General features: G+C 70.6%; 24 protein-coding genes. 12 read left to right on the forward strand and 12 right to left on the reverse strand.

Annotation, left to right across the window (positions count from 1 at the left end; translation table 11 throughout):
- Nucleotides 1-37 precede the first annotated feature (37 nt).
- Both AB0J16_RS06835 and AB0J16_RS06840 read left to right on the forward strand, forming a co-directional pair.
- Nucleotides 38-796: an SDR family oxidoreductase gene (locus AB0J16_RS06835; RefSeq protein WP_358535441.1), complete on the forward strand. Its 759-nt coding sequence runs from the start codon at nt 38-40 to the stop codon at nt 794-796.
- A 223-nt stretch (nt 797-1,019) separates the two neighbouring features.
- Nucleotides 1,020-1,382: a phosphomannose isomerase type II C-terminal cupin domain gene (locus tag AB0J16_RS06840; protein WP_214638474.1), complete on the forward strand. Its 363-nt coding sequence runs from the start codon at nt 1,020-1,022 to the stop codon at nt 1,380-1,382.
- 47 nt (nt 1,383-1,429) lie between these two features.
- On the opposite strand, the gene AB0J16_RS06845 is transcribed toward AB0J16_RS06840, so the two are convergent.
- The gene (locus tag AB0J16_RS06845; RefSeq protein WP_358535443.1) at nt 1,430-2,707 is read right to left on the reverse strand and encodes a transposase; all 1,278 of its coding nucleotides are present in this window, start codon (nt 2,705-2,707) and stop codon (nt 1,430-1,432) included.
- 31 nt (nt 2,708-2,738) lie between these two features.
- Here AB0J16_RS06845 and tnpA point away from each other — a divergent pair, with 31 nt between their 5' ends.
- The 5 genes from tnpA (at nt 2,739) to AB0J16_RS06870 (ending at nt 6,946) form a co-directional block, all read left to right on the forward strand.
- Entirely contained in the window at nt 2,739-3,155 is a 417-nt protein-coding gene (gene tnpA / locus AB0J16_RS06850) for an IS200/IS605 family transposase (protein ID WP_358535445.1), read from the forward strand.
- Between the two features lie 426 nt (nt 3,156-3,581).
- Nucleotides 3,582-3,770 carry a sarcosine oxidase subunit delta gene (locus AB0J16_RS06855; protein ID WP_358535447.1) on the forward strand — a complete coding sequence of 63 codons (189 nt, stop codon included), beginning with the start codon at nt 3,582-3,584 and terminating at the stop codon, nt 3,768-3,770.
- Between the two features lie 133 nt (nt 3,771-3,903).
- The gene (locus AB0J16_RS06860; RefSeq protein ID WP_358535449.1) at nt 3,904-5,007 is read left to right on the forward strand and encodes an FAD/NAD(P)-binding oxidoreductase; all 1,104 of its coding nucleotides are present in this window, start codon (nt 3,904-3,906) and stop codon (nt 5,005-5,007) included.
- Nucleotides 4,928-6,214 carry a glycine cleavage T C-terminal barrel domain-containing protein gene (locus AB0J16_RS06865; RefSeq protein ID WP_358535451.1) on the forward strand — a complete coding sequence of 429 codons (1,287 nt, stop codon included), beginning with the start codon at nt 4,928-4,930 and terminating at the stop codon, nt 6,212-6,214. Before AB0J16_RS06860 ends, AB0J16_RS06865 begins: the two co-directional genes overlap by 80 nt.
- Before the next feature lie 63 nt (nt 6,215-6,277).
- Complete coding sequence (locus tag AB0J16_RS06870) at nt 6,278-6,946, forward strand: HNH endonuclease family protein (protein ID WP_358535453.1); 669 nt, start codon at nt 6,278-6,280, stop codon at nt 6,944-6,946.
- Nucleotides 6,947-6,993: 47 nt separating this feature from the next.
- Here the strand turns inward: AB0J16_RS06870 and AB0J16_RS06875 are convergent, their stop codons facing one another.
- Genes AB0J16_RS06875 through AB0J16_RS06885 form a run of 3 tightly spaced genes read right to left on the reverse strand, consistent with a single transcriptional unit; the run spans nt 6,994 to nt 9,256 of the window.
- A complete protein-coding gene (locus AB0J16_RS06875) occupies nt 6,994-7,308 on the reverse strand; it encodes a PepSY domain-containing protein (RefSeq protein WP_358535455.1) in 315 nt (104 codons plus the stop codon).
- A gap of 35 nt (nt 7,309-7,343) precedes the next feature.
- Nucleotides 7,344-8,582: a HAMP domain-containing sensor histidine kinase gene (locus tag AB0J16_RS06880; protein ID WP_358535458.1), complete on the reverse strand. Its 1,239-nt coding sequence runs from the start codon at nt 8,580-8,582 to the stop codon at nt 7,344-7,346.
- On the reverse strand, nt 8,579-9,256 hold the full coding sequence (locus AB0J16_RS06885) for a response regulator transcription factor (RefSeq protein WP_358535460.1): 678 nt from the start codon (nt 9,254-9,256) through the stop codon (nt 8,579-8,581). Before AB0J16_RS06885 ends, AB0J16_RS06880 begins: the two co-directional genes overlap by 4 nt.
- 90 nt (nt 9,257-9,346) lie before the next feature.
- Here AB0J16_RS06885 and AB0J16_RS06890 point away from each other — a divergent pair, with 90 nt between their 5' ends.
- The gene (locus AB0J16_RS06890) at nt 9,347-9,778 is read left to right on the forward strand and encodes a hypothetical protein (protein WP_358535462.1); all 432 of its coding nucleotides are present in this window, start codon (nt 9,347-9,349) and stop codon (nt 9,776-9,778) included.
- On the opposite strand, the gene AB0J16_RS06895 is transcribed toward AB0J16_RS06890, so the two are convergent.
- From AB0J16_RS06895 to aceB, 8 genes are all read right to left on the reverse strand, one after another.
- Nucleotides 9,762-11,675 carry a hypothetical protein gene (locus AB0J16_RS06895; RefSeq protein ID WP_358535464.1) on the reverse strand — a complete coding sequence of 638 codons (1,914 nt, stop codon included), beginning with the start codon at nt 11,673-11,675 and terminating at the stop codon, nt 9,762-9,764. The genes AB0J16_RS06890 and AB0J16_RS06895 overlap by 17 nt on opposite strands.
- A gap of 62 nt (nt 11,676-11,737) precedes the next feature.
- Nucleotides 11,738-11,950 carry a DUF2277 domain-containing protein gene (locus tag AB0J16_RS06900; protein ID WP_225290696.1) on the reverse strand — a complete coding sequence of 71 codons (213 nt, stop codon included), beginning with the start codon at nt 11,948-11,950 and terminating at the stop codon, nt 11,738-11,740.
- Nucleotides 11,951-11,954: 4 nt separating this feature from the next.
- Nucleotides 11,955-12,308: an IclR family transcriptional regulator C-terminal domain-containing protein gene (locus AB0J16_RS06905; protein ID WP_358535466.1), complete on the reverse strand. Its 354-nt coding sequence runs from the start codon at nt 12,306-12,308 to the stop codon at nt 11,955-11,957.
- Nucleotides 12,309-12,529: 221 nt separating this feature from the next.
- Complete coding sequence (locus AB0J16_RS06910) at nt 12,530-13,282, reverse strand: IclR family transcriptional regulator (protein WP_358535468.1); 753 nt, start codon at nt 13,280-13,282, stop codon at nt 12,530-12,532.
- Between the two features lie 19 nt (nt 13,283-13,301).
- Entirely contained in the window at nt 13,302-14,519 is a 1,218-nt protein-coding gene (locus AB0J16_RS06915; protein WP_358535470.1) for a heterodisulfide reductase-related iron-sulfur binding cluster, read from the reverse strand.
- A gap of 27 nt (nt 14,520-14,546) precedes the next feature.
- On the reverse strand, nt 14,547-15,740 hold the full coding sequence (locus AB0J16_RS06920; protein ID WP_358535472.1) for an FAD-binding oxidoreductase: 1,194 nt from the start codon (nt 15,738-15,740) through the stop codon (nt 14,547-14,549).
- The gene (locus AB0J16_RS06925; RefSeq protein ID WP_358535474.1) at nt 15,740-17,191 is read right to left on the reverse strand and encodes an FAD-linked oxidase C-terminal domain-containing protein; all 1,452 of its coding nucleotides are present in this window, start codon (nt 17,189-17,191) and stop codon (nt 15,740-15,742) included. The genes AB0J16_RS06920 and AB0J16_RS06925 overlap by 1 nt, the downstream gene beginning before the upstream one ends.
- 186 nt (nt 17,192-17,377) lie before the next feature.
- Nucleotides 17,378-18,955 (reverse strand): malate synthase A, encoded by a 1,578-nt coding sequence (gene aceB, locus AB0J16_RS06930; protein ID WP_358535476.1) that lies wholly within the window; start codon nt 18,953-18,955, stop codon nt 17,378-17,380.
- Nucleotides 18,956-19,110: 155 nt separating this feature from the next.
- Here aceB and AB0J16_RS06935 point away from each other — a divergent pair, with 155 nt between their 5' ends.
- From AB0J16_RS06935 to AB0J16_RS06950, 4 genes are all read left to right on the forward strand, one after another.
- Nucleotides 19,111-19,800, forward strand: coding sequence for a DUF4097 family beta strand repeat-containing protein (locus AB0J16_RS06935; RefSeq protein ID WP_358535478.1), 690 nt, complete (start codon nt 19,111-19,113; stop codon nt 19,798-19,800).
- 83 nt (nt 19,801-19,883) lie between these two features.
- Nucleotides 19,884-21,296: a GTPase HflX gene (gene hflX, locus AB0J16_RS06940; protein WP_358536135.1), complete on the forward strand. Its 1,413-nt coding sequence runs from the start codon at nt 19,884-19,886 to the stop codon at nt 21,294-21,296.
- 451 nt (nt 21,297-21,747) lie between these two features.
- Nucleotides 21,748-22,956, forward strand: a complete 1,209-nt coding sequence (locus AB0J16_RS06945; RefSeq protein ID WP_225290705.1) for an amidohydrolase family protein — start codon at nt 21,748-21,750, stop codon at nt 22,954-22,956.
- 13 nt (nt 22,957-22,969) lie between these two features.
- Nucleotides 22,970-23,782: a DegV family protein gene (locus AB0J16_RS06950; RefSeq protein WP_358535480.1), complete on the forward strand. Its 813-nt coding sequence runs from the start codon at nt 22,970-22,972 to the stop codon at nt 23,780-23,782.
- Nucleotides 23,783-23,950: the final 168 nt, after the last annotated feature.

Below are 23,950 nucleotides of genomic sequence, written 5' to 3' on the forward strand. Positions count from 1 at the left end.
CAACGCTTCAGCCTCGACAAGGATTACGGTCTCTAGGATGCTGCAACGCTTCAGCCTCGACGGGAAGGTCGCCATCGTCACCGGCGCGTCGTCGGGGCTGGGCGTGGCCTTCGCCCGCGGGCTGGCCGAGGCCGGGGCCGACATCGTGATCGGGGCCCGGCGGCAGGATCGGCTGGACGAGACGCGGCGGCTGGTCGAGGAGACCGGCCGCCGGTGCCTGGCCGTGCCGACCGACGTGGCCAAGGTCGAGGACTGCCAGGCGCTGGTCGCCGCGGCCGTGGAGACCATGGGCGCGGTCGACGTGCTGATCAACAACGCCGGGGTCGGCACCGCCGTGCCAGCGCTGCGGGAGACGCCGGAGGAGTTCCGGCAGGTGGTCGACATCAACCTGCACGGCACGTACTGGATGGCGCAGGCGTGCGCGCGGGTGATGCGGCCCGGCTCGTCGATCGTCAACATCGGCAGCATCCTGGCGGAGACGACGGCCGGGCTGCCGCAGGCCGCCTACAGCGCGTCGAAGGCGGCGGTGATCGGGCTGACCCGCGACCTGGCGCAGCAGTGGACGGGACGGCGGGGGATCCGGGTCAACTGCCTGGAGCCCGGGTTCTTCGCCTCGGAGATGACGGTGCAGTTCAAGGCCGACTACATGGAGCGGATGGTCGCGCAGCGGGTGGTCATGGGGCGGGTGGGGGAAGCGGCGGAGCTGGTGGCCGCGGCGGTCTTCCTGGCGAGTGACGCGTCGTCGTACATCACGGGCGTCGTCCTGCCCGTCGACGGCGGCATCCTCATCACCTGACCAACTCGTCGGGCCGTGCGTCGTCTGGCCGTGCTTTGTCGGGCCGTGCGCCGTCTGGCCGTCCTTTGTCGGGCCACGCGTCGTCCGGCCACGCGTCGTCCGGCCACGCGTCGTCCGGCCGTGCGTCGTCCGGCCGTGCGGTGCCAGGCCGCTTACCGCCTGGTCAGGGGACGCCTGGTAGTTTGAGCGCGGGTTTATGGCGTGACTTTTCCATGGAGGGGCGATGCAGGACATCGACAGGCTGGCGGCTGTGATCCGTGATGAGCGGCCGTGGGGTGGATTCGAGCGGTTCACCCTCAACGAGGTGTCCACCGTAAAGATCATCGAGGTCTCGCCAGGGCAACGGCTGAGCCTGCAGCGTCATGAGCACCGCTCCGAGCTGTGGGTGGCGCTCGACCCGGGGTGCGTGTTCGAGGTGGACGGGAAGCGCATCGAGCCCGCTGTGGGGGATCGGGTGCTGATCCAGCAGGGGCAGACGCACCGGCTCAGCTCGTCCGGGCCCGCGACGCGGATCCTCGAGATCGCCTTCGGTCACTTCGACGAGGACGACATCGAGCGCCTTGAGGACTCGTACGGGCGCTCTTGACCTCCTCCCCGGCCCTTAGGGCCGGGGGTTCTCCCGTCGCGTGGCGGTTAGGCGGCGCGCGGGGGTTGATGTTTCGCAGACCGGGTACTCCCGAGGTCTCCACGTCCTGACACCACTAGTCCAGCGGCGTTGTTGATGTTGATCGCGGCGTTGGTGTCGGCATGGCCGACCCATCCGCAGGCGGGGTTGACGCAGGCGAATACGGTTGCGTTGCGGCTGGCCGGGTCGCGGTGGTGGCATCGGTGGCAGGTCTGTGAGGTGCCTGGGGCGGGGACTTTGACGACCTGCCCGCCATGGTCGGTGGTCTTGTATTCGAGCAGGGTGACGGTCCGGCCCCACGCCTGGCCGCTGATCGAGCGGTTCAGCCCCGCCTTTTGGGTGACGTTCTTGCCGGGGGCGTCGATCGTGCCCTTGGCGGAGCGGAGCATGTTCGCGATCTGGAGTTTCTCCACCTTGATCACGGCGAAGGTGGCGGCGAGTTCGGTGGTGGTTTGGTGCTGCCAGTCGATGGCCCTGCGCTTGGCTTTCGCGCGGAGCCGGGCGATCTGGTCGTAGGTGCGCCGCTCTCGGTGGGAGGGGCGGGTCCTGTTCGGCCGGGACGCGCGCTGGCGGGCGGACTTCTTCTCCAAACGGCGCAGGTGCTCTTTCTCGCCGGGAGTGAGCCAGTCGCCGTGTTCGCGCATGGTGCCGTCGGACAACGCCAGGGCGACGTTGATGCCTCGGTCGATCCCGACTTGTGGGCCCTGATGCGCGCAGGCGGGCGCGTGCAGGGTTTCGGTGCGGAACACGATCTGCCAGCCGAACGCGTCCTTGATCAGGCGTCCGCCGGTCACCTTGCCCGCAGGAGAGTTCTTCCCGACGCCGGGCAGGTCCTTGGTCCATCGAAACCGCACTCGCCCGACCATCGGCAGGGTGAGTGCGCCCCACCGCGTTGACAGGCGAACGATGCGCATGTTGCGGGCCTGGGGGACATCGACCGCCGGTTGAGGGTGGTTCTTCTTGGACTTGAACGTGGGCTTTCGGGCGGGGTGATCGGGGTTGAAGAAGTTCTCCCACGCCTGCCGATACGTTTTCAGGACGGCTTGGGCGGCTTGGGCGGGCAGTACGGCTAGGAACGGGAAGTCCGCGCGGGCTTGGCGGATCGCCTGATCAGCCTGGGCCAGCGTCGGTCTTCTGCTGGGGAAGTGCGTCCAGTAGGCGTGCAGGCAGTTCCATAGGGTGATCGCGGCGGATGCCTGCTCGTCCAGGAGCGCGGACTGGGCGCAGGTCAGCTCCAGGCGGGCTTTATGCCCGCGCTGCCGCTTGACCACCTCCGGCCCGCTCACCCCTGAATCCTAGCCGATCTAGTATTGGGTTATGGCTGAAACTGGCGACATCAGAACTGGTAGGCACTGTGTTTTCGTTCTCCACGCCCATTTGGTTTTCGTGACGAAGTTCCGGCATAAGGTGTTCGCCGACACCCACTTGACCCGAATGGAAGAGATCATGAGGGACGTGTGCGCGGATTTCGAGACCGAACTGACCGAGTTCAACGGCGGCCACGACCACGTCCACCTGCTGGTGAACTTCCCGCCGAAGGTCGCCCTGTCCAAGCTGGTCAACTCGCTCAAGGGTGTGGCCTCCCGGCGAATGCGCCAGGAGTTTCCCGAACTGGCCGCCCACTACTACCGCGCGAACAAGCTGTGGTCGGGTTCCTACTTCGCCGGGAGCGTCGGCGGCGCACCCCTGTCGATCGTGCGCCAGTACATCGAGCAGCAAAACCAGCCAAGTTAGAGCACCCTCGCGCCCTGGCGGGCACTCCCGCGCGGGCCTTCACCCCCCGGCCTGAAGGTCGGGGCACTGCCCCGCAACCCGGTGGTCGCCTGGCTCTCCCGTCGTGAGGGGTCCCGCCTTTTAAGGCGGGATCCTTTTTGCGGCCGGCCCGGCGAACCCCACCCCCGCACGGGGCCGGGCTCTGTCCAGGGACACGCTCCTCCGGTGGAGCGCGCTGGGCGGCGTGACGTGCGCGTTCTGGGCCCCGTCCGTGGTCCGGCCGAGAGCCGGTGGCCATTCGGTAGGCCCATACCTGGGCGACATGTGACCTTGCCGGGGCCTTGTCCGGGGGTTCGGTGGGCTCTATGTCGTTGCGTAGTCCGGTGCTTGTTGCGTATTAGGGAACAACCGGAGGGCGCATGGTGAGCCGGCCTCGTTTGGTGATCATTGGAGCCAGGCATCGCCTACCCCGAGACGCCCGCCACCGTCACGGACGCGGAGTGGGCCGAGTACGTGTTCCTGCGGGACAACCCCAAGGGCTGGTTCGACGAGCGCTGGTTCCACGTGCACGGCTGCCGGACCTGGTTCACGCTCCGGCGGCACACCGCCACCCACGAGTTCTGGAAGGCGCCATGACCCGTCTGGACACGGGCGGTCTGGTGGACCGCTCCGTCGTGCTGTCGTTCAGCTTCGACGGTCGCCGTATGGAGGGGCATCCCGGCGACACGCTCGCCGCTGCGACAAGGGCTACCTGCACTGTGACGTCCTGGTGGTCGGCGGCGGCCCCGCCGGGCTGGCCGCGGCGCTCAGCGCCGGGGTGGCGGGCGCCCGGGTGATCCTCGTCGACGACCAGCCCCGGCTCGGCGGCGACCTGCTCAACAGCCGGGTCCGCCTGGACGGCGCCCGCGCGCTCGACTGGGTGGCCCTGGTACGCGCCCGGCTGGCGTCCATGCCCGACGTCCGGGTGCTCACCAGGACCACGGCGATCGGCTACTACGACCACAACTACGTGGTGGCCGTCGAGCGCCGCCCCCGGGGTGAGCGGTTGTGGCATCTGCGCGCGGCCCAGGTCGTCCTGGCGACCGGCGCGCAGGAACGTTCGCTCGCCTTCCCCGGCAACGACCGGCCCGGCGTGATGCTCGCCTCGGCCGCCCGCACCTACGTCAACCGCTACGGCGTACGGCCCGGCCGCCGGGCGGTCGTCTTCGCCTGTACGGACTCGGGTTACGAGGCGGCGCGCGACCTGCGGGCGGCCGGGGTCGAGATCGCCGCCATCATCGATCCGCGCCCGCGAGCCGGTGCCGACGAGCACGAGTTCGCTGAGCAGATCGTCACTGGGACAGTCACGGGGACCGTGGCGGATGCCGACGGTGTGCTCACCGAGGTCCTGGTCGGTGAGCGGCGTTTCGAGGCCGACCTGCTGGCCGTCGCCGGCGGCTGGAACCCGGTCGTCCACCTGTTCAGCCAGTCGCAGGGCCGGACCGTGTTCGACGAGGAGGCGCAGGCGTTCGTGCCCGGCGTCTCCGCCCAGGCCGAACGCTCCGCCGGCGCCTGCCGGGGCCGCTACGGCATCGCTGAGGCCATCCAGGACGGCTACGCGGCGGGCTGCCAGGCGGCCCGGCCGACGGGCAAGAGGCAGGGAGGCGGCTTCCGCGTACCGGAGACCGACGAGCTCCCCCTGCGGCCCCCGGCGGCGCTCTGGGTGGTGGACCCGCTGTCCACCGACGCCTTCGCCGATCTGCATCGAGATGTGACCGTGGCCGACCACGCGCCTGGCCGACGACCACTACCTGATGACCACGACCACCGGCAACGCGGCGGCCGTGCTCGACTGGCTGGAGGAGTGGCGGCAGACCGAGTGGCCGGGGCTTGAGGTGTCGTTCACGTCCGTGTCGGACCACTGGGCGACGGTCGCGGTGGTGGGACCGAAGGCGCGGGAGATCATCGGGCTGATCGAGCCGGGGGCCGAGGAGCTGGCGTTCATGACGTACGCGGCCACCAGTGTGCTGGGCGTCGACGGGCGGGTGTTCAGGATCAGCTTCTCCGGCGAGCTGGCCTACGAGGTCAACGTGCCCTGGTGGTACGGCAGGTCGCTTTGGGAGACCGTGCTGGACCTGGGCGCGGTGCCGTACGGGACCGAGACCATGCACGTGCTGCGGGCCGAGAAGGGGTTCGCCATCGTCGGCCAGGAGACCGACGGCACGGTCACCCCGCAGGACCTCGGCATGTCGTGGCTGGTGTCGAAGCGCAAGCCCGACTTCGTGGGCAAGCGCTCGCATGCGCGGCCCGACACCGCCCGCGAGGGGCGCAAGCGGCTGGTGGGGCTGCTCGCCGACGATCCGGCCGCGTTCGTAGCGGAGGGTGCCCAGGTTGTGGGCCAGACCGGGCCGATGCTGGGGCACGTGACCTCCAGCTACCTGAGCGCGGCGCTGGGGCGGAGCTTCAGCCTGGCCATGGTCCGCGGCGTGGCCGTCGGCGACCGGGTCTCGGCGGTGTCGGGGGAGGCGGCCGTGCCCGTGACGGTGGTCGAGCCGGTCTTCTACGACCCCGGCAACACCCGGCGCGACGGTGACCCGGCTGTGCGGCCGGTCGCCGGGCGGGTGGAAGGTTGCCGCAAGGAAAGCCCGGCGGCGGCGTTCGCCGACCGCTTTGAGGCCGCCGGTTCCGAGCGGGTATGCCTGCGTGAGGTGCCCTTCGTGCGGATGTGGGAGGTTCGCGGGGCTGATCCGGGAGTGGGGCTGCGGCTGGGACCCGACTGGTGGCTCGTGACAGAGGACACCGACGAGCGGCCCGGGAGGGTGGACGCGTCGGGTGGCGCCGAAGAGCGGCCCGGTTGGGTGGATGTGTCGGGGCAGCGGACCGTGCTGGAGCTCATGGGGCCGGGCGCGCTGGACGTCCTGATCACCGGCTGCCCGATCGACCTGCACCCGGCGGTGTTCCCAGGGCACGCCCAGACGCTGCTGGGCAAGGCGGCCGTACTCCTCGAACGACTGGCGGGGGAGGGCGGCTACCGGATCTACGTGCGTTCGTCCTACGCCGCCTACCTCGCCGAATGGTTGCTTGACGCACTTGAGGGATAAATAGGCGCTTAGGGGTAATTGCTCTACCTAGACTTTACGAAAACTTGAGTCTGGGGGTGGAGCGTGCGGCTTCGGGTGGGTTTGGCCGGTTTGGCCACAGTGGGATTGCTCGCGGGATGCGGGCAGCTGGATGCGCAGACACCTAAAGCCGACACGGGCAAGGCCTCGTCGGCCGACGTGGGGGACGCCCGCAAGAAGCTGGCCAAGCTCGCCGTCAAAGGCCGCGCGCCGCGTACCGGCTTCGAGCGGGAGAAGTTCGGCCCGGCATGGGCGGACGTCGACCACAACGGCTGCGACACGCGTAACGACATTTTGAAGCGCGACCTGAAGGACGAGACGTTCAAGTCGGGCACGCACGACTGCATCGTCCTCACCGGCGTGCTGAACGACCCCTACAGCGGCAAGACCATCACGTTCAAGCGCGGCCAGGACACCAGCACCGCCGTGCAGATCGACCACCTGATCCCGCTGTCGGACGCCTGGCAGAAGGGCGCGCAGCAGTGGACGGCGGACAAGCGCAAGGAGTTCGCCAACGACCCGATGAACCTGATGGCCGTGGACGGGCCGCTCAACGGCCAGAAGAGCGACTCCGACGCCGCGACCTGGCTGCCGCCGCGCAAGGCGTACCGCTGCACCTACATCGCCAAGCAGATCGACGTGAAAGCGAAGTACGACCTGTGGCTGACCACCGGTGAGAAGGACGCGATGACCGGCATCCTCGACTCCTGCTGACGATCCGGGCGCGCCGCCTCGAAGAGGAGGCGCACCCGGCCGGCGCGTCAGTCGTCGTCGTCCGTACGGTCGGTGCTCTGGCCCAGGACCTTCCCCGTGGCCGCGTCGACGTCGAGTTCGTGGTCCACGTTGCCCTTGACCACCTCCACCTCCCACACGTCCGGCCGGTTCCCGCGGCCGTCGTAGGAGACCTCCTTGACCCACGCGCCGGGAACCTGCTGGTGCGCGATCTCGATGGCCCGCTCGGCCGTGACCTTGGGAGCCGCGGCGGTGGTCGTGGCGGCGGCGTAGGCGGCACCGCCACCCGCGACGAGGACGACGGCTCCGGCACCCGCTGCGACGAACTTGGTGATTGTGTTCATGCCCCTACGCAATCGTGATCGTCGGTAAGGCCGCGCTAAGCCCCGGTTAACGTCACCTCCACTACCGCCCCGCCCCCGGACGGGGCCGAGACCGACAGCCGCCCGCCCGCGTCCTCGGCCGTGCGCCGGGCGATGTCCAGGCCGAGCCCGGTGGATCCGCCTCCGCTGTTGCCGCGCTCCAGGAGCGCCTGGTCGAAGCCGGGGCCCTCGTCGGAGACCGTCAGCACGGCTCCGGGAGGGCGGGCCGCCAGCCGTACGGACAGGGCGGCTCCTTCGGGAGTGTGCGCGAACACGTTGCCGAGCAGCGCGTCCACGCAGGCGGCGAGCTCCTCCGCGCGGACCGCCACAGGGAGCGGGCCGGACGGAAGGTCCACCTCGACGGCCCGTCCCTGATCCTCCGCGAGCACCGACCAGAACCGCACCCGCTCCCGTACCACCGCCGTCGCGTCGCACTCCTCCAGGCCGGCGGCGCGGCGGCGGGCGTCGGTGATGACCGCGCTGACGGCCCGCTCCAGGGCGTCCACGCGGGCCCCGACGCGTTCCGCCTCCTCAGGGTCGCGCATCGACTCCACATCCAGCCGGAGAGCGGTCAGAGGGGTGCGCAGCCGGTGTGACAGGTCTGCCACCGACTCCCGCTCGGCCGCCAGCAGGTCGTGGATCCGCCCGGCCAGGTGGTTCAGCGCGAGCGCCACCGAGCGCACCTCCGGCGGGCCGCCCGGCTCCGCCCGCGCGGCCAGGTCGCCGCCCGCCAGCCGGTGCGAGACCTTGGCCAGCCCGTCGATCGGCCTGGTGACGGCGAGCGCCAGCCGGTCGGCCAGGACGATGCCCAGCATCGCCAGCGCCAGGCCGAGCACCAGCAGCGCCAGCCACGCCTCGCGGACCCCGCGCAGTAGTTCCGCCTCGTCCGCGAACGCCCTGATCACCACCGTTCCCTCCGGGGAACGCACCGAGACGAGCACCTCCCTGCCGCCCGGGGCCTCGGCCGTGACGCTACGGCCGGTGGTGGCCAGCCGTACCGCGTCGGAGCGGGGCGCGGCCTGGCCGAGCGTCCGCCCGTCGGGCATGAACACCGTCACGGGGTAGGAGACCTTCGCCACCGCGAGCTCCAGGTCGGGCGTGCCGACCGCGACGGCGACCGACTCGGCGGCGGCGGTGGCGCGGTTCATGGCGCCGTTCTGGGCCACGGAGCGGATCAGCAGCGCCATCGGCACCAGCAGCGCGATCAGCACGACCGAGGTGGTCGCGGCCACCAGGAGCGCCAGCCAGCGCCTCATGACGGTTCGACCAGCTTGACCCCGACGCCTCGCACCGTGTGCAGATAACGCGGTTCCGCGGCGGTCTCGCCCAGTTTCCTGCGCAGCCACGACAGGTGCACATCGACGGTCTTGTCCGCCCCGCCGTACGGGAGCTGCCACACCTCGGTCAGCAGTTCCCGCTTGGTGACCACCTCGCCGGGCCGGGCGGCGAGGTAGCGCAGCACGTCGAACTCGCGCGGCGTCAGGTCCAGCTCCTCGCCGCCGATCGTGGCGACCCGCGCACGCGGGTCGACGCGCAGCGCGCCGACCTCCAGCGGCTCGGGCGCGGAGTCGCCCGCGCGGCGCAGCACAGCCCTGATCCGGGCGTCGAGCTGCGCGGAGCTGTACGGCTTGACCACGTAGTCGTCGGCACCCGCGTCGAGCACCGGCACCATCTCGGCATCCCCGTCACGGGCGGTGGCGACGATCACCGGCACCCGGCTCACCGCCCGCAGCATGCGCAGCAGGTCCACGCCGTCGAGGTCGGGCAGCCCCAGATCGAGCACGATCAGGTCGGGCCGGTCCTCGACGGCCAGCCGCAACCCGTCCAGGGCCGTGGGGGAGGAGGAGACGGCATGGCCGAGCTCCCGCAGCCCGCGGCTCAGCGCCGTGCGGATCGCCACGTCGTCCTCGATGAGCAGGATGTCAGCCATATATGGCAACGGTAGAGGGTGCCAGGACATGGGCAGGGCCGCCTTATCGTGGCGTTAACCCGGCCTTATCCGGAGAGGGGGGAAGCTGGCGTGGTGAAGCGACTCGTGCTGGCCTGGGCCGCCACCGCGCTCGCCGCGACGGGTGCGGCCGTGGCGGTGCTCGGGCTGCTCGGCGGAGTGTTCACCGGCACGTCCGGGCGGGTGCTGAGCCAGAGCGAGATCCGCGCCGCCCTCGCCACCGCTCCTGTGCGGCCGCCCGGGACCGCCGCCCCGAAGGCGTCCGCGGGTCCGCGTGGCGACAAGGTCCTCCGTACGGCCGGCGGCACCGTGATCGCCTCCTGCGCGGGCGGCCGGGTGACACTGCGCTCGTGGAGCCCCGCCCAGGGCTACTCCGTCGACGACGTCGACCCGGGCCCCCGGCAGGAGGCCAGGGTCGAGTTCGACGCCGACGAAGACGAGGGCACCGACGTCGAAGTGCGGATCGGCTGCTCGGGCGACCAGCCGGTCATGCTTCCGCGCTGAGGGCCGCCTTCGTGAGCTCGGCCTGCCGTCTGATCTGCCCCATGACGATGGGGTTGACCCCTTTGGCCTGGAACAGCGCGACCATCTTGTCCATCACCGCGTTCGCCCGATCGAGGTCGCCCTGCCGGGCTTCGGCCCTGGCCAGGCGGCGCAGCACCATGTTCAGGGTGATGTTGTCGACGCTGGCGTCACGGGCCACCGCGGTGAGCTGCTCGATGCCCTGCTTGAGGTCCGGTGGCCGGATCCGTACGTGCTTGGCGGCGGTGATCGCCTTGAACTCCCGCTCGGCGTTGAGCCCCTTGACCATCCGGGCGTAGACGGCCAGCGGGTGGCCGCCGTACCTGCCGATCACCTCGTCCAGCGCCCGGTTGCCCGAGCTCAGCGTCGGCGAGTCGGAGCCGAGCAGCGAGAACAGCTTGCCCTGCTCGTCGCCGAGCATCAGCTCGGCCACCCGGTGGTCGTCCGCGCCGACCGGGTAGCGCACCTTGACCAGGCAGGCGGGGGAGACGATGCGGGATCCGTCGGCGGCGATGTACTGGCCGCGCACCTGGTACTCGCCGGGCTGCTGGAAGTAGTGCCCGTCGCGGCCGTGCCCGATGTAGGCGCTGCGGTACATGGCCGGGTTGCCCGAGTCGAGCCGGATGTCGGGTGAGCTGTCGACGCAGTGCCGCATCATCGGCCGGTAGAGCACGGTCCTGCCGGTCGGCTGGGTGATGGTGACCTGGGTGAACTCGGTGTCGGGGTGGAGGTGGCCGTGCGTGGTGCGCGGCTCCCCGGCCGTGGACAGCTTCAGCTCCACCACGACGGGCTCGCCGAAGCCGAACGACTCCTTGGCCCGCAGTTCGAGCCGCAGCCCTGACTGGTCCACGACCGGCTGCTCGAAGGGCGCGATGTCGGCGGCGCCGGTGCCGAAGGCGTTGGCGCCCATGGCCACGTCCCGGTAGAAACCATGGCGAAGGTGGACGAGCTCGGGGTCGGTGAACTGGAAGGGGAAGGCGGCCCAGTAGCCCTGCTCGCCGCCGGGCTGGTAGTTCTGGACGTAGTTCATCCACGACAGGTCACCGAAGCCGCCGTTCGGGCCGAGCGGCTGGGGTGGGTTGCCCAGGTTCTTCTGCCACGAGTGCAGCAGGTTGAAGGCGTGGCCGAGCTCGTGCACGTACGTGCGCAGCTGCGCCCGCTGCGCCTGCGGGGTCCGGCCTTTGATCGCGTCGTAGAAGACCGCGGATCCCTGCCGCTGATGCGCGTCGTCGTAGTCGAACATGATGCCCCGGTAGCCGCCCACGTGCTTGCTGGCCACCAGCAGCCACACCCGCCAGGCCGGTACGTCCCCGAACGCGCTGAACTGCTGCGTCATCGCGTGATGCAGCTCGGCGTCGTCCCACGCCAGGTCCGCGCCCGACCCGTCGACCGGGATCACCCCGGGCGGGTTGATGGTCAGGCGGATCCCCGCCTCGTCGTACGCGGCGGCCACGCTCAGCTCCCTCGCCGGCGAGCCGGTCGGGCCGGGCAGGGTCCCGGTGTCGTACCTCTCGAACGGCTCGGTGCCCGCCACCGAGTCCTGTTCCAGCAGCACGGTACGGAAGTGGCGGCCGGAGAACGTCAGCTGATAGCTCTGACCGGCGACCTGGGCGGTGCCCACCGTGCCGCTGATCGCGACCGTCACGTCCTTGGCCGGGGTGTCGAAGGAGAACGTCCCGCGCCCGGTGATCTTCGTCCCCGCGCCCTCGGCCACCGCCGCGGCCGTGTTCACCACGAACGAGCCGGCATAGGACGTGGTCGCGCCGGCCGTGGTGAACAGGTCCCCGCTCACCCGCCCCGTGGGCCGCGCCCCGTCCACATCCACCCGGAGTTCGAGGCGCGAGTCTCCGTCCGTACCCTGATACAGCCCACTGATCACGGGGTGCCCCCTGGCGAGATGGATGCGGTTACAGGGGACACTTCTCCCACCGGGGGATCGTGTCAACGCCCTCCGCGCACCTGCAGCGCCGCGAGCAACTCCTCCGACGCCTTGGTGATCGTCTCGACGGCCCGGTCGAACGCCTCGGCGTTGTGCGCGGCGGGCGCGCGGAACCCGGAGATCTTGCGTACGTACTGGAGCGCCGCCGCCCGTACGTCGTCTTCCGTCACGTCCTCGGTGTACGGCGGGCGCAGGGTCTTGATGCTTCTACACATGCCGTCAACGGTAATAGCCGATGCGCTGGCTTATCTCCCTCGCGCCCTCGGCCAGGAGCGCCCCGACCTCGGGCAGCCGCTCGGGCGTGAGCCGGTAGGACGGCCCCGAGACGCTCACCGCGGCCACCACCGAGCCGTCGCTGCCCCTGATCGGCGCGGCCACCGCGTTCAGGCCCACCTCCAGCTCCTCCACCGTGGTGGCCCAGCCGCGCTCCCTGATCTCGGCCAGCCCCAGCCGCCCGGCCTCGGTGAGCGTCGAGGGCGTGAAACGCGCCGGCTCGGCGGGCAGCCACAGCGCCCCGAACGCCAGCAGCACCTTGCCGCTGGAGGTGGCGTGCGAGGGGGTGCGCTGGCCCACCCAGTTGTGAGGCGGTAGCGGCCGCGGTCACCGCTCTGCTCCACCAGCCCGCCCTGCTCCAGCGCGGCCAGCAGCCGGAAGGCCGTGGACTTGTGCACGTCGAGCTGGACGGCGAGGTCCGTCACCCGCGTCGCCCCCTCCGCGCCAGGATCTCCAGGATGGCGATGGCCCGATCGACCGACTGAACGGACGTGTTGCTCATAGCGCAACAGACTAATGCTTCAGCTCCCGCCGGCCATCGGGCTGAGCTCGGCGCCGAAGTCCAGCGCGAGCTTCCGCATGGCCCCGGCCAGCTCCTCCCGGTCGAGGGCGTCGATCCGCTCCGCCGGGCCCGAGACCGACATGGCGGCCACCACCCGGTTCCCGTCGTGCACGGGCACGGCCAGGCAGTGCACGCCGAGCTCCTCCTCACCCAGGTCCATGGCGTAACCGCGGTCCCTGACCAGGCCGAGCTCGGTGAGCATGCCGTCGGTGTCGGTGATCGTGTTGGGGGTACGGCGCGGCATGCCGGTCCGTACGAACACCGCGACCGCCTCCTCCGCCGGCCGCCCGGCCAGCAGCACCTTGCCCACGGCCGTGCTGTGCGGCAGCACCCGCCGCCCGACCTCCGCGAACATCCGCAGCCTGCGCGGCGACGGCACCTGCGCCACATAGACGATGAAGTCGCCCTCCAGCACCGCCAGGTTCGCCGTCTCACCCGACAGCGACACCAGCTTCGACAGGTATGGCCGCGCCCACACCCCGACCATGCTCTCGGCGATGCCGCCCAGCCGCACCAGCCCGCCGCCCAGCGCGTAGCGCCGGTCCGACTCCTGGCGTACGTAGCCGCGGGCCAGGAGCGTCTGCAGCAGCCGGTGGATCGTCCCGAACGGCAGCCCGGTCTTTGCCGCGATCTCCGACAGCCCCGCCTCGCCACCGTGCTCGGCCAGCGCCTCCAGCACGTCGAGCGCCCGCTCGACAGACTGCACGCTCACCCGCCCAACCCCCGTCCGGTCAAAGAGAAACCCCGCGCAGCGACGCGTCCAGCACCTCGGCCGTGTGCGCCACCCTGATCCGCGCGCCGCCACGCCGCATCGCGGCGGCGATCTGCATCGTGCAGCCCGGATTCGCCGACACCAGCAGCTCCGCGCCCGTCGAGGCCACCGACTTGGCCTTGCGGTCACCCAGGTCGCGGGCCGCCTCGGGCTGGAAGATGTTGTACGTCCCGGCCGAGCCGCAGCAGATGGCCGACTCCGGCACCTCGCGCAGGTCCAGCCCCGGGATCGCCTTCAGCAGCTCGCGCGGCTGGGCCCGGATCCCCTGGGCGTGGGCCAGGTGGCAGGCGTCGTGATAGGCCACCGTGACGGGCAGGGGATGCCGATCCGCCACCGGTCCCAGCTCGACGAGGAATTCCGACAGGTCCAGCACGCGGAACCCCGGCTCGCTGCCCAGCAGCTGGCCGTACTCCTTCATCGACGACCCGCACCCGGCCGCGTTGACCACGACCGTGTCCACACCGGCCCTGGTGAACGTCCTGACCGTGCGCCGCGCGAGCCGCCTGGCCTGCTCCTCGCGCCCCGAGTGCACGCTGAGCGCCCCGCAGCAGCCCTGGCCGGGCGGGATGACCACGTCGCAGCCCTCCAGCGCGAGCACCCGCGCGGTGGCCGCGTTGACCTGGGGGAAGAACTCGCCCTGGACGCACCCGGTCAGCATGCCGACCACGGCCCGGCGCGGTCCCCTGGCCCGGACCAGCCGCGGTATCCGCTGCCTGCGCCCGACCCGGGGTGCCAGTCCCGCCATCGCCCCGAGGCTGGGATGCACCCGCTCCAGGAACGGCGCCATCCGCTCGGCCAGCCCCATTCCGGGGCGCAGCAGCCGCAGCCGGCGCGGGTAGGGGAACAGGCTGAACACGATCTCCCTGACCGCCCGCTCGCGCGGCTCGCGCACGTGGACCCGCTCGACCTCGGCCCGCGTCTGCTCGATCAGCCGGTTGTACTGGACGCCCGACGGGCAGGCGGTGACGCACGCCATGCAGCCGAGGCAGGCGTCGAAGTGCCCGGCCATCTCCGGCGTCACCGGGGTGCCCTCGACGTGCTGCTTCATCAGGTGGATCCGGCCGCGCGGCGAGTCCATCTCCTCGCCCCACAGCGTGTACGTCGGGCAGGTGGGCAGGCAGAATCCGCAGTGCACGCAGTCGTTGATCAGCTTGGGGTCGATGCCGCCGGACGTCATGCCAGATGCCTCCTGATTACCGCTCACTCAGATGCCGCCGATGAACCGGCCGGGAGACATACGGCGCTCCGGGTCGAACCGCTCTTTGACCCGCCGCATCAGCGGCAGCGCGCTCACCGGCCCCCAGCGGTCCACGCCCTCGTACGGCGCGGCCAGCACGGTCACCCGGCCGCCCAGCGGCGTCAAGCGCTCCCGCAGGCCGGACACGACACCCGCGAAGTCCGCGGGCGGTTCAGCCGTGGGCTGGAGCCAGACCCGGCCCGCGACGGGCGAGCCGCGGAGCGAGAGCCCGGTGTCGCGTACCTCCGCCAGGACGTCGCTCGTCCGCGCGGGCGGGAACCGCAGCTCGATCAGGAGCTCGTCGTCGCTGACCAGCCCCCACCAGGCGGGTGCCTCGTCCGTGACGGCGCCCGCGCCGATGGCCTCGCGCAGCGCCTCGGCCCGTTGCCCGGCGGCCGAACCCTCGACCAGCACGGCCAGCGTGATCGGCGCGTCCCCGCCGGGCCAGTCGAGCTCGACCGCGCTCGGCTCGGCCTGTGCGGCGGCCAGCATCGCGGTCACCTCCTGAACGTGCCGCTGGGCGAGCTCGGTCACGACATAGCGGCGGTCGGCGGGCAGCGGGTGCAGCCGGAACGTGGCCTCGGCGATGACGCCCAGGGTGCCGTACGAGCCGGTGAACAGCTTGCCCAGGTCGTAGCCCGCGACGTTCTTGACCACCCGGCCGCCCGACTTGGCCACGGTCCCGTCCGGCAGCACGACGGTGATGCCGATGAGCAGGTCGCGGGCCGTACCGTAGCGGAAGGCGCGCGGCCCGGCCGTCGCGGCGGCCAGCGTGCCGCCGACCGTGGCGCCCTCGGCGAACGGCACGTCCAGCGCCAGCTCCTGCCCCTGCTCGGCGAGCGCGTCGGCCAGCGCGTCCATGGTCACCCCGGCCTGGGTCTTGACCACGAGGTCGCCCGCGGCGTGCTCGACGACCTCGTTCAGGCAGCACAGGTCGAGCAGGACGTCACACCGCTCGGGCGGGTGGCCCCAGTGCAGCTTGGTGCCGCCGCCCACGGGCACGACCGCCAGGCCGGCCTCGGCGCAGGCGCGCAGCACGGCCGAGATCTCCTCGACCGACTCGGGCAGGGCCACCACACCCGCTCGCACGCCGCCCACGACGTCGTCCGGCCCGGCCTTCCTGACCGTCACGCCGGTCCGCTCCAGCCCGTCCATCTTCATCAGAACTGCTCCGCCTGCCCCGAGGCGACCAGCGGATGGACGCCCTTGCGCACCCCCGGCACCTCCCCGCACAGCCGCGGCGTGGGGAACACCTTGCCCGGGTTCGACAGGCCCTTCGGGTCGAAGGCGCAGCGGACGAGCTGCATGGTGTCGAGATCGTCCGCGGAGAACATCCTCGGCATGTACTTCGCCTTGTCCACGCCCACCCCGTGCTCACCGGTGATCGACCCGCCGTGCTCGATGCACAGGTCGAGGATGGCGCCCGAGACCGTCTCGGCCCGTTCGCCCGCCCCCGGCTCCGCGTCGTCGAACAGCACCAGCGGATGCAGGTTGCCGTCGCCCGCGTGGAAGACGTTGGCCACCCTGATCCCGTACTCCTCCGACAGCCGGTCGATGGCGGCCAGCACCTTCGGCAGCGAGGTGCGGGGCACCACGCCGTCCTGCACGATGTAGGCGGGGCTGATGCGGCCGACGGCCGCGAACGCCGACTTGCGGCCCTTCCAGATCGCCGCCCGCTCGGCCGGGTCGTCGGCCGTGCGCAGCTCGAACGCCCCCGAGCAGATCTCCCGCAGCCGGGCGAACTGCCGGACGACCTCCCGCTCCGGCCCGTCGAGCTCCACGATCAGCACCGCGCCCGCGCCCTCGGGATAGGAGCAGGACACCGCCGCCTCGGCCGCCTCGATGGCCAGCGCGTCCATCATCTCGATCGCCGCCGGCACGATGCCGGCGCCGACGATGGCCGACACCGCCTGCCCGCCCTGCTCGATGCTCTCGAACGCGGCCAGCACCGTGGTGACGGCCTCCGGGGCGCGGCTCAGCCGTACCGTGATCTTGGTGGCGATGCCCAGCGTGCCCTCCGAGCCGATGAACGCGCCGAGCAGGTCGTAGCCGGGGTCCATCCGGTCGAGGGTCACCAGGTCGCCGTCGGGGGTGACGATCTCGCAGGCTTCGATGTGGTTGACCGTGAAGCCGTATTTGAGGCAGTGGGCGCCGCCGGAGTTCTCCGCCACGTTGCCGCCGATCGAGCAGACCTGCTGGCTGGACGGGTCGGGGGCGTAGTAGTAGCCCTGGTCGCGGACCGCCTCGGTGATCGCCAGGTTGGTGACGCCCGGCTCGACGACGGCCCGCCGGTTGGGCAGATCGATCTCCAGGACGCGGCGCATCTTGGAGGTGACGATGAGCACGCCGTCCTGGCGGGGGAGCGCCCCGCCGGACAGGCCGGTGCCGGAACCGCGGGCCACGAACGGGACCCCGAAGTCGTTGCAGGCACGGACCACCGCGGCGATCTGCTCGGCCGTCTCGGGCAGTACGACGACGCCCGGGGTGGCTCGGTGGTAGGTCAGTCCGTCGCACTCGTAGGTGCGCAGGCGTACCGGGTCCGTGATCACCGAGTCGGCGGGCAGCAGCGCGCGCAGCGCGGCCGTCAGCTCGTCGAGCGGCTTGTCGACCATGACGCCCCCCTTCTGTCGGCCATCCCCGGTCATACCCGGCTCTCCGTCATCCTCGGCCCTACCGGGCTCTCGGCCATCCTCGGTCGTATCCGCCTCTCCGCCATCCTTGGTCATACCCGGTCAATCGCACTACCTTTCCGGATATATCCGGCGGAGACCCGCCGGATATATCCGGAAATTTCGTGATTACGGCATGCGGGCATACGCGGGCAGCGTCAGGAACTCGGCGAAGTCGTCGTCCAGCGCGACCTCCTTGAACAGCGCCGTGGCCTGCGCGTACAGCAGCTCGTCGTAACCCGGCTCGGCCGCGATCTTCGCCAGCTCCTCCGCGATGATCCGCTCGACCAGCTCCTTCGTCACCGTCGCGCCCGTGTCGGCCAGCGTGATGTCGTTGTGGATCCACTGCCAGATCTGCGAGCGGGAGATCTCCGCCGTGGCCGCGTCCTCCATGAGGTTGTGGATCGCCACCGCGCCGAGCCCGCCCATCCAGGCGGCCAGGTAGCGCAGCGCCACGTCCACGTTGCCGCGCAGCCCGGCCTCGGTGATGTCCCCCGGCGTCTCGGAGACCGACAGCAGATCGGCGGCCGAGACCGAGACCTCCTCGCGCGTCCTGTCGAGCTGGTTGGGCCGCGAGCCCAGCACGCCGTCGAACACCTCGCGGCAGATCGGCACCAGGTCGGGGTGCGCGACCCAGGAGCCGTCGAAGCCGTCGCCCGACTCGCGCGTCTTGTCGGCCCGCACCTTCTCCAGCGCGGTCGCGTTGACCTCGGCGTCGCGCCGCGAGGGGATGAACGCCGCCATCCCCCCGATCGCGTGCGCGCCCCGCTTGTGGCAGGTCCGCACGAGCAGCTCGGTGTACGCGCGCATGAACGGCGCGGTCATGGTGACCGCGTTGCGCTCGGGCAGCAGGAACTCCCGGCCCCGGGTGCGGAACTTCTTGATCACGCTGAACAGGTAGTCCCAGCGGCCCGCGTTGAGCCCGGCCGAGTGGTCGCGCAGCTCGTAGAGGATCTCCTCCATCTCGAACGCCGCCGGGTACGTCTCGATCAGCACGGTCGCCCTGATCGTCCCCTGCGGGATCCCCAGCAGGTCCTGGGCGCGGACGAACACCTGGTTCCAGAGCCGCGCCTCCAGGTGCGACTCCATCTTCGGCAGGTAGAAGTACGGGCCGCGCCCCTTGTCCAGCTGCCGCTGGGCGCAGTGGAAGAAGTAGAGCCCGAAGTCGAACAGCGAGGCCGACACCGGCCGCCCGTCCACCAGGGCGTGCTTCTCGTCCAGGTGCCAGCCGCGCGGCCGGACCACGATCGTGGCCAGCTCGGCGTCGGGCTTGAGCGCGTATGTCTTGCCGCCGGTCTCGAAGTCGATCGTCCGGTCGAGCGCGGCGCGCAGGTTGAGGTGGCCGCCGACGCAGTTGGCCCAGAGCGGGGAGTTGGCGTCCTCGAAGTCGGCGAGCCAGACCTTGGCCCCCGAGTTGAGCGCGTTGATCGTCATCTTGCGGTCGACCGGGCCGGTGATCTCGACCCGGCGGTCCTCCAGACCCGGAGCCGGCGGCGCGACGCTCCAATCGCTCTCCCTGACCCCCTTGGTCTCCGGCAGGAAGTCGAGCCGGCCGCCCGCCGACAGCTCCGCCTGCCGTACGCGCCGGGCTTCCAGCAGCTCCTGGCGGGTGGTGTCGAACTCCCGCTGCAAGCTCTCCACGAAGGCGAGCGCCTCCGGCGTGAGGACCTCGTCGAACCGGTCGAGCATCGGGCCGGTGATCTCCATATGCCCCTTCTTCCATGATGTGGAAAATTGGTTCTGGATTATGGAAGTGAAGCTACTTCATCGGCGGTCCCCGGTTCAAGGTGGGGGTCCCCTGGGGGAGGGTCAGGGGGAAACCCCGATGTACGGCATCCCCTGTGGACGCGAGGATCTGTCTCATGAAGACGATCGTGATCGCGGGTGGCCTCCTCGCCTCGGCATTACTGCTGACGGGCTGCGGGCTGAAGAACCTGGCCGGCCCGACCAACCAGGACACTGTCACGTACCAGGTCACGGACAAGGTCGCCAAGCTGCAGCTCAAGAGCGGCTCGGGCGACACCGTCCTCACCGAGTACGACGGCGCCGCGGTGCGGGTCACCGAGACCCTCCAGTGGCGCAACGAGAAGCCGAAGGCCGAGCACAAGGTCGACGGCGACACGCTCTCCGTGTTCTACAGCTGCCCCAAGGGCTGGGACAGCTGCAGCGTCGACTACAAGATCGAGGTCCCCAAGGGCCTTCAGATCGACGCCGACGCGGGCTCGGGCGACCTCACCATGAGGCAGCTGACCGGGCAGATCGAGGCCAACGCCGGCTCGGGGGACGTGGACGCCAGCGGTCTCGGGACCAAGAAGATCTACGCCGAGGCCGGCTCCGGCAGCATCGACCTGAAGTTCGCCGTCGTGCCCGACAGCGTCGAGTTGCAGAGCGGGTCCGGCGACGCCACCCTGCGGGTTCCGGCCGGTGCCTATGATGTGAAGACCCAGGTCGGATCGGGCGACGTGCAGGTCTCGGTCGACAAGGACCCGGCTTCTCCGCACAAGGTCTCGCTGACCACGGGCTCGGGAGACATAAGCGTGTTGCCGGGATAACCAGGTGATGGCATGAGGGATGTCATGTCACCATCGGGGAAGACACTCCGGTGTTCAGACGTTGCCTATTAGAGATGACACGAATGCACGAATACTCCGCGCTTGACGAGTTCGAGACCGGCGAAATGGACCTTGAGGAGCGCCAGGCACTGCGCCGCGTGGCGGGCCTCTCCACCGAACTCCAGGATGTCTCCGAGGTCGAATACCGGCAGCTGCGGCTCGAGCGGGTCGTCCTGGTCGGCGTCTGGACCTCAGGCACGGCGGAGGACGCTGAAAACTCCCTTCTCGAGCTGAAGCTCCTGGCCGAAACGGCCGGTTCGGAGGTCCTCGAGGGCCTCATCCAGCGCCGCCAGAAGCCTGACCCCGCCACGTACATCGGATCGGGCAAGGCGCTCGAGCTCCGCGACGTGGTCGAGTCGACCGGCGCCGACACCGTGATCTGCGACGGCGAGCTGGCCCCTGGCCAGCTCCGCCAGCTGGAGGAGACAGTCAAGGTGAAGGTCATCGACCGCACCGCGCTGATCCTCGACATCTTCGCGCAGCACGCCAAGAGCCGTGAGGGCAAGGCTCAGGTCGAGCTGGCCCAGCTCAGCTACCTGCTGCCCCGCCTGCGTGGCTGGGGTGGCAACCTGTCCCGGCAGGTCGGCGGACGCGCCGCGGGCGGCGTCGGCATCGGCGGCCGTGGCCCCGGTGAGACCAAGATCGAGCTCGACCGGCGCCGCATCCGCGAGCGCATGGCCAAGCTGCGTCGCCAGATCAGCGGCATGTCCACCTCGCGCGACACTATGCGCCACCGGCGCAGTCGCCGGGAGGTCCCGGCCGTCGCGATCGCGGGTTACACCAACGCCGGCAAGTCCTCGCTGCTCAACCGCATCACCGGCGCCGGTGTGCTGGTGGAGGACGCCCTGTTCGCCACCCTGGATCCGACCGTACGCCGGGCGCACACGCCCGACGGCAGGCTGTTCACGATCGCCGACACGGTCGGCTTCGTGCGCCACCTGCCGCACCAGCTGGTCGAGGCGTTCCGCTCCACGCTGGAGGAGGTGGCCGACGCCGACCTGATCCTGCACGTGGTCGACGGCGCTCACCCCGACCCCGAAGGCCAGCTCGCCGCCGTACGCGAGGTCTTCGCGGACATCGAGGGCGCCTTGGACATTCCCGAGATCGTAGTGATCAACAAGGCCGACGCCGCCGACCAGGAGGTGCTGGACCGGATCGCCAGACGAGAGCGCGACAGCATCGTGGTCTCGGCGCGCACCGGTGCCGGCATCGCCGAGCTGATGGCGCTCATCGAGCGTGAGCTGCCCAGGCTCGACCACGAGGTCGTGCTGCTCGTGCCGTACGACAGGGGCGACCTGATCTCGCGGGCCCACAAGGAGGGCGAGGTGCTCTCGGTGGACCACGTCGCGGAGGGCACGGTCCTGCACGCGCGCGTGCTCCCGAGTCTGTTCCAGGAGCTGGAGCGGGCCGGCAAGCCGGTCGAACGCGTCTCCTAGCGGTCGCATCGGGCAGCTCTCGGTGGTTGTGGGGGCCAGAACCCCCAAAATCACTGCGGAGCTGCCCAAAGGCGGCAGTGGTCCCTGAACGCTGGGATTGCTAGGATAAGCCGAGTCTTACGACACTAATGGCACGGGTTTCAGATGATCGCTGCTGCGAGTCAGGTCGCGTGCGGGGGCCACAGGGGATCGATGGGGCTGAGTGGCGGTTGGGATGAGTGGGCTTCTTTCCGAATAACCCTGTACAGCAAGCCCACCTGTGAAATAACGTAACTGAACTGAAATCGCCGGATCATGAGTCTGGCGATACGGTCACCGCACAGCCATACGCGGATGAGATCAGGAGACCCCCCATGTCGTCCGGACCCGGAGCCGACTCAGTGGGCGCGGCGGCAGCCGTGCGCTGCTGGGCACTGCGCTCAGCTGGGGGATCCCGCGGGGCGGTGATGCGGTGACCGTTCGGCTCCTCACCAACATCGGCCGCCTCTGGACCGGCAACGAGGTCCTCAGCAACGCGGCCATCCTTGTGCACAACGACCGGATCGCGTGGGTCGGGCGAGCGCCCGACCTGCCGCAGAGCGTGCCCGGCGTTGTCGACGACATCGTCGACGTGGACCACGTCGAAAACCTGGGCGGCGCGCTCGTCACGCCCGGCCTCATCGACGCGCACACCCACCCCGTCTACGCGGGCAACCGCTACGCCGAGCTGGCGATCCGCACCGGCGGGTCCACCTCCTCGGCGATCACCGCGGCGGGCGGCGGCGTGGGCTCGACCGTCACCGTGACCCGCGGCACCGACCCGTGGACCCTGTGCAACGGCGTGCGCGAGCGTCTTCGTGGCTGGCTGCTCAGCGGCACCACGACCGTCGAGGCCAAGACCGGCTACCACCTCACCCGCGACGGCGAGCTCGCCGACGTGCGGCTCCTGCGCGAGCTGGAGAAGGAGCCGATGATGCCGCGGGTGCACGTCACCTTCCTCGCGGCGCAGGTGGTCCCGCCGGAATACTTCGGCCGGCAGCGCGAATACGTCGAGGCCGTGGGCGCCTGGTGCGCCGACGCGGCCGCCGCCGGCGCTGACAGCGTGGACGTCTACTGCGACGAGGGCCACTTCACCACCGAGGAGTCCCGCTGGGTGCTCGCCTCGGGCCGCAACGTCGGCCTGCTGCCGCGCATCCACGCCGGCCTCTACAGCCGCCGCGGCGCCGTCCAACTGGCCGCCGAGCTCGGCTGCGCCTCCGCTGACGGGCTGCACCACATGTCCGAAGAGGACATCGCGATCATGTCCCGCTACGGCGTGCCCGCCGTGGTCTGCCCCGCGACGGCGCTCCAGCGCGGCCACCTGCCGCCGGTCCGCCAGATGATCAAGCACGGTGTGCAGATCGCGCTCGGCAGCGACCACAACCCCGGCTACTGCGGCATCACCTCGATGTCCCTGGTCATCGCGATGGCGGTGTCGGCGTTCGGGATGAGCGTCAACGACGCGCTGCGGGCGGCCACGCTCGGCGGCGCCACCGTGCTGGGCGCGCCCGACCGCGGCGTGCTGGCTCCCGGTCGCCTCGCCGACATCGTCCAGTGGGACGCCGACCACGAGGGCGCCTTCGCCTGGTCCTTCGGCCTCAAGCCGCGCCGGGTCTGGCGGGGTGGCACCCCGGTTCAGTAGTTGATCTCGGACTATGCCGCCATCGGTGTTCGTGGTCACGGATTCAACCGCTTACCTGCCTCCGGTGCCTGGTGTCGCTGTCGTACCCGTACAGGTGACTTCCGGCGGTCTTTCGTACGACGAGGACTCCTTCACCGGTGACCTGTCGTCGGCGACCACGTCCAGACCCGCACCCGCGCGCTTCGCCGCGTGCTACTCGTCATTGGCGGCGGGCGGCGCTTCGGCCGTGGTCTCAATACACCTATCCGGCGATTTTTCCGGCACAGCCGCCGCCGCCCTGCTGGCCGCCAAGGAGTCCCCCATACCGGTGGAGGTCATCGACAGCCGCTCGATCGCCATGGGCCTCGGCTACCCCGTCCTCGCCGCCGCCCGTGCGGCCGCGGACGGGGGAACGCCGGCGGACGTGGCAGCGGCGGCCCGGCGGTGCGCCTTACGGACCCGGACGTACTTCTACGCCGACACGCTGGAATACCTGCGGCGGGGCGGCCGAGTCGGGACGGCGGCCTCGCTGGTGGGCTCGGCGCTGCTGATCAAGCCGTTACTGCACCTGGTGGATGGGCGGGTGTCGCTGCTGGAGAAGGTACGGACCGCGACCAGGGCCATCGGTCGGCTGGAGGACCTGGCGGTTGCCGCAGCGGCGGGCAAGGCGGAGGTGCGGGTCGCCGTACAGCACCTGGGGGCGCTGGGACGGGCGGAGGGGCTGGCCGAACGGCTGGCCAAGCGGTTGCCCGGGGTGGTGGAGATGCGGGTGGTGGAGGTGGGGGCGGTTGTCGGGGTTCATGTGGGTCCCGGGATGCTGGGGCTGACGGTCACCTCGGCCGACTAGGGCGGTGTCGCCGAACGTTCGCCCTAGGGTGGTGTCGCCGAACGTCCGCCGAGCATCCGTTCTTCCGTTCCCCCGTGTGTCCGTCCGTGTGGGCTGCGAACGCCCCTCGTCCCGCAGTCGCGTGACCAGCGTGTCGCGCGCGGCCCCGTCGGGCAGGGCCTCCGCCAC

The sequence above is a fragment of the Nonomuraea sp. NPDC049750 genome (assembly GCF_040659625.1).
In the GTDB taxonomy this organism is placed as follows: Bacteria; Actinomycetota; Actinomycetes; order Streptosporangiales; family Streptosporangiaceae; genus Nonomuraea.

Coding starts and splice junctions, on each gene's coding strand:
- AB0J16_RS06835 (WP_358535441.1), top strand. CDS start 38: ATGCTGCAACGCTTCAGCCTCGACGGGAAGGTCGCCATCGTCACCGGC.
- AB0J16_RS06840 (WP_214638474.1), top strand. CDS start 1,020: ATGCAGGACATCGACAGGCTGGCGGCTGTGATCCGTGATGAGCGGCCG.
- tnpA (WP_358535445.1), top strand. CDS start 2,739: ATGGCTGAAACTGGCGACATCAGAACTGGTAGGCACTGTGTTTTCGTT.
- AB0J16_RS06865 (WP_358535451.1), top strand. CDS start 4,928: ATGACCACGACCACCGGCAACGCGGCGGCCGTGCTCGACTGGCTGGAG.
- AB0J16_RS06875 (WP_358535455.1), bottom strand. CDS start 7,308: ATGAACACAATCACCAAGTTCGTCGCAGCGGGTGCCGGAGCCGTCGTC.
- AB0J16_RS06880 (WP_358535458.1), bottom strand. CDS start 8,582: ATGAGGCGCTGGCTGGCGCTCCTGGTGGCCGCGACCACCTCGGTCGTG.
- AB0J16_RS06885 (WP_358535460.1), bottom strand. CDS start 9,256: ATGGCTGACATCCTGCTCATCGAGGACGACGTGGCGATCCGCACGGCG.
- AB0J16_RS06900 (WP_225290696.1), bottom strand. CDS start 11,950: ATGTGTAGAAGCATCAAGACCCTGCGCCCGCCGTACACCGAGGACGTG.
- AB0J16_RS06915 (WP_358535470.1), bottom strand. CDS start 14,519: ATGACGTCCGGCGGCATCGACCCCAAGCTGATCAACGACTGCGTGCAC.
- AB0J16_RS06920 (WP_358535472.1), bottom strand. CDS start 15,740: ATGAAGATGGACGGGCTGGAGCGGACCGGCGTGACGGTCAGGAAGGCC.
- AB0J16_RS06925 (WP_358535474.1), bottom strand. CDS start 17,191: ATGGTCGACAAGCCGCTCGACGAGCTGACGGCCGCGCTGCGCGCGCTG.
- aceB (WP_358535476.1), bottom strand. CDS start 18,955: ATGGAGATCACCGGCCCGATGCTCGACCGGTTCGACGAGGTCCTCACG.
- AB0J16_RS06935 (WP_358535478.1), top strand. CDS start 19,111: ATGAAGACGATCGTGATCGCGGGTGGCCTCCTCGCCTCGGCATTACTG.
- hflX (WP_358536135.1), top strand. CDS start 19,884: ATGCACGAATACTCCGCGCTTGACGAGTTCGAGACCGGCGAAATGGAC.
- AB0J16_RS06950 (WP_358535480.1), top strand. CDS start 22,970: ATGCCGCCATCGGTGTTCGTGGTCACGGATTCAACCGCTTACCTGCCT.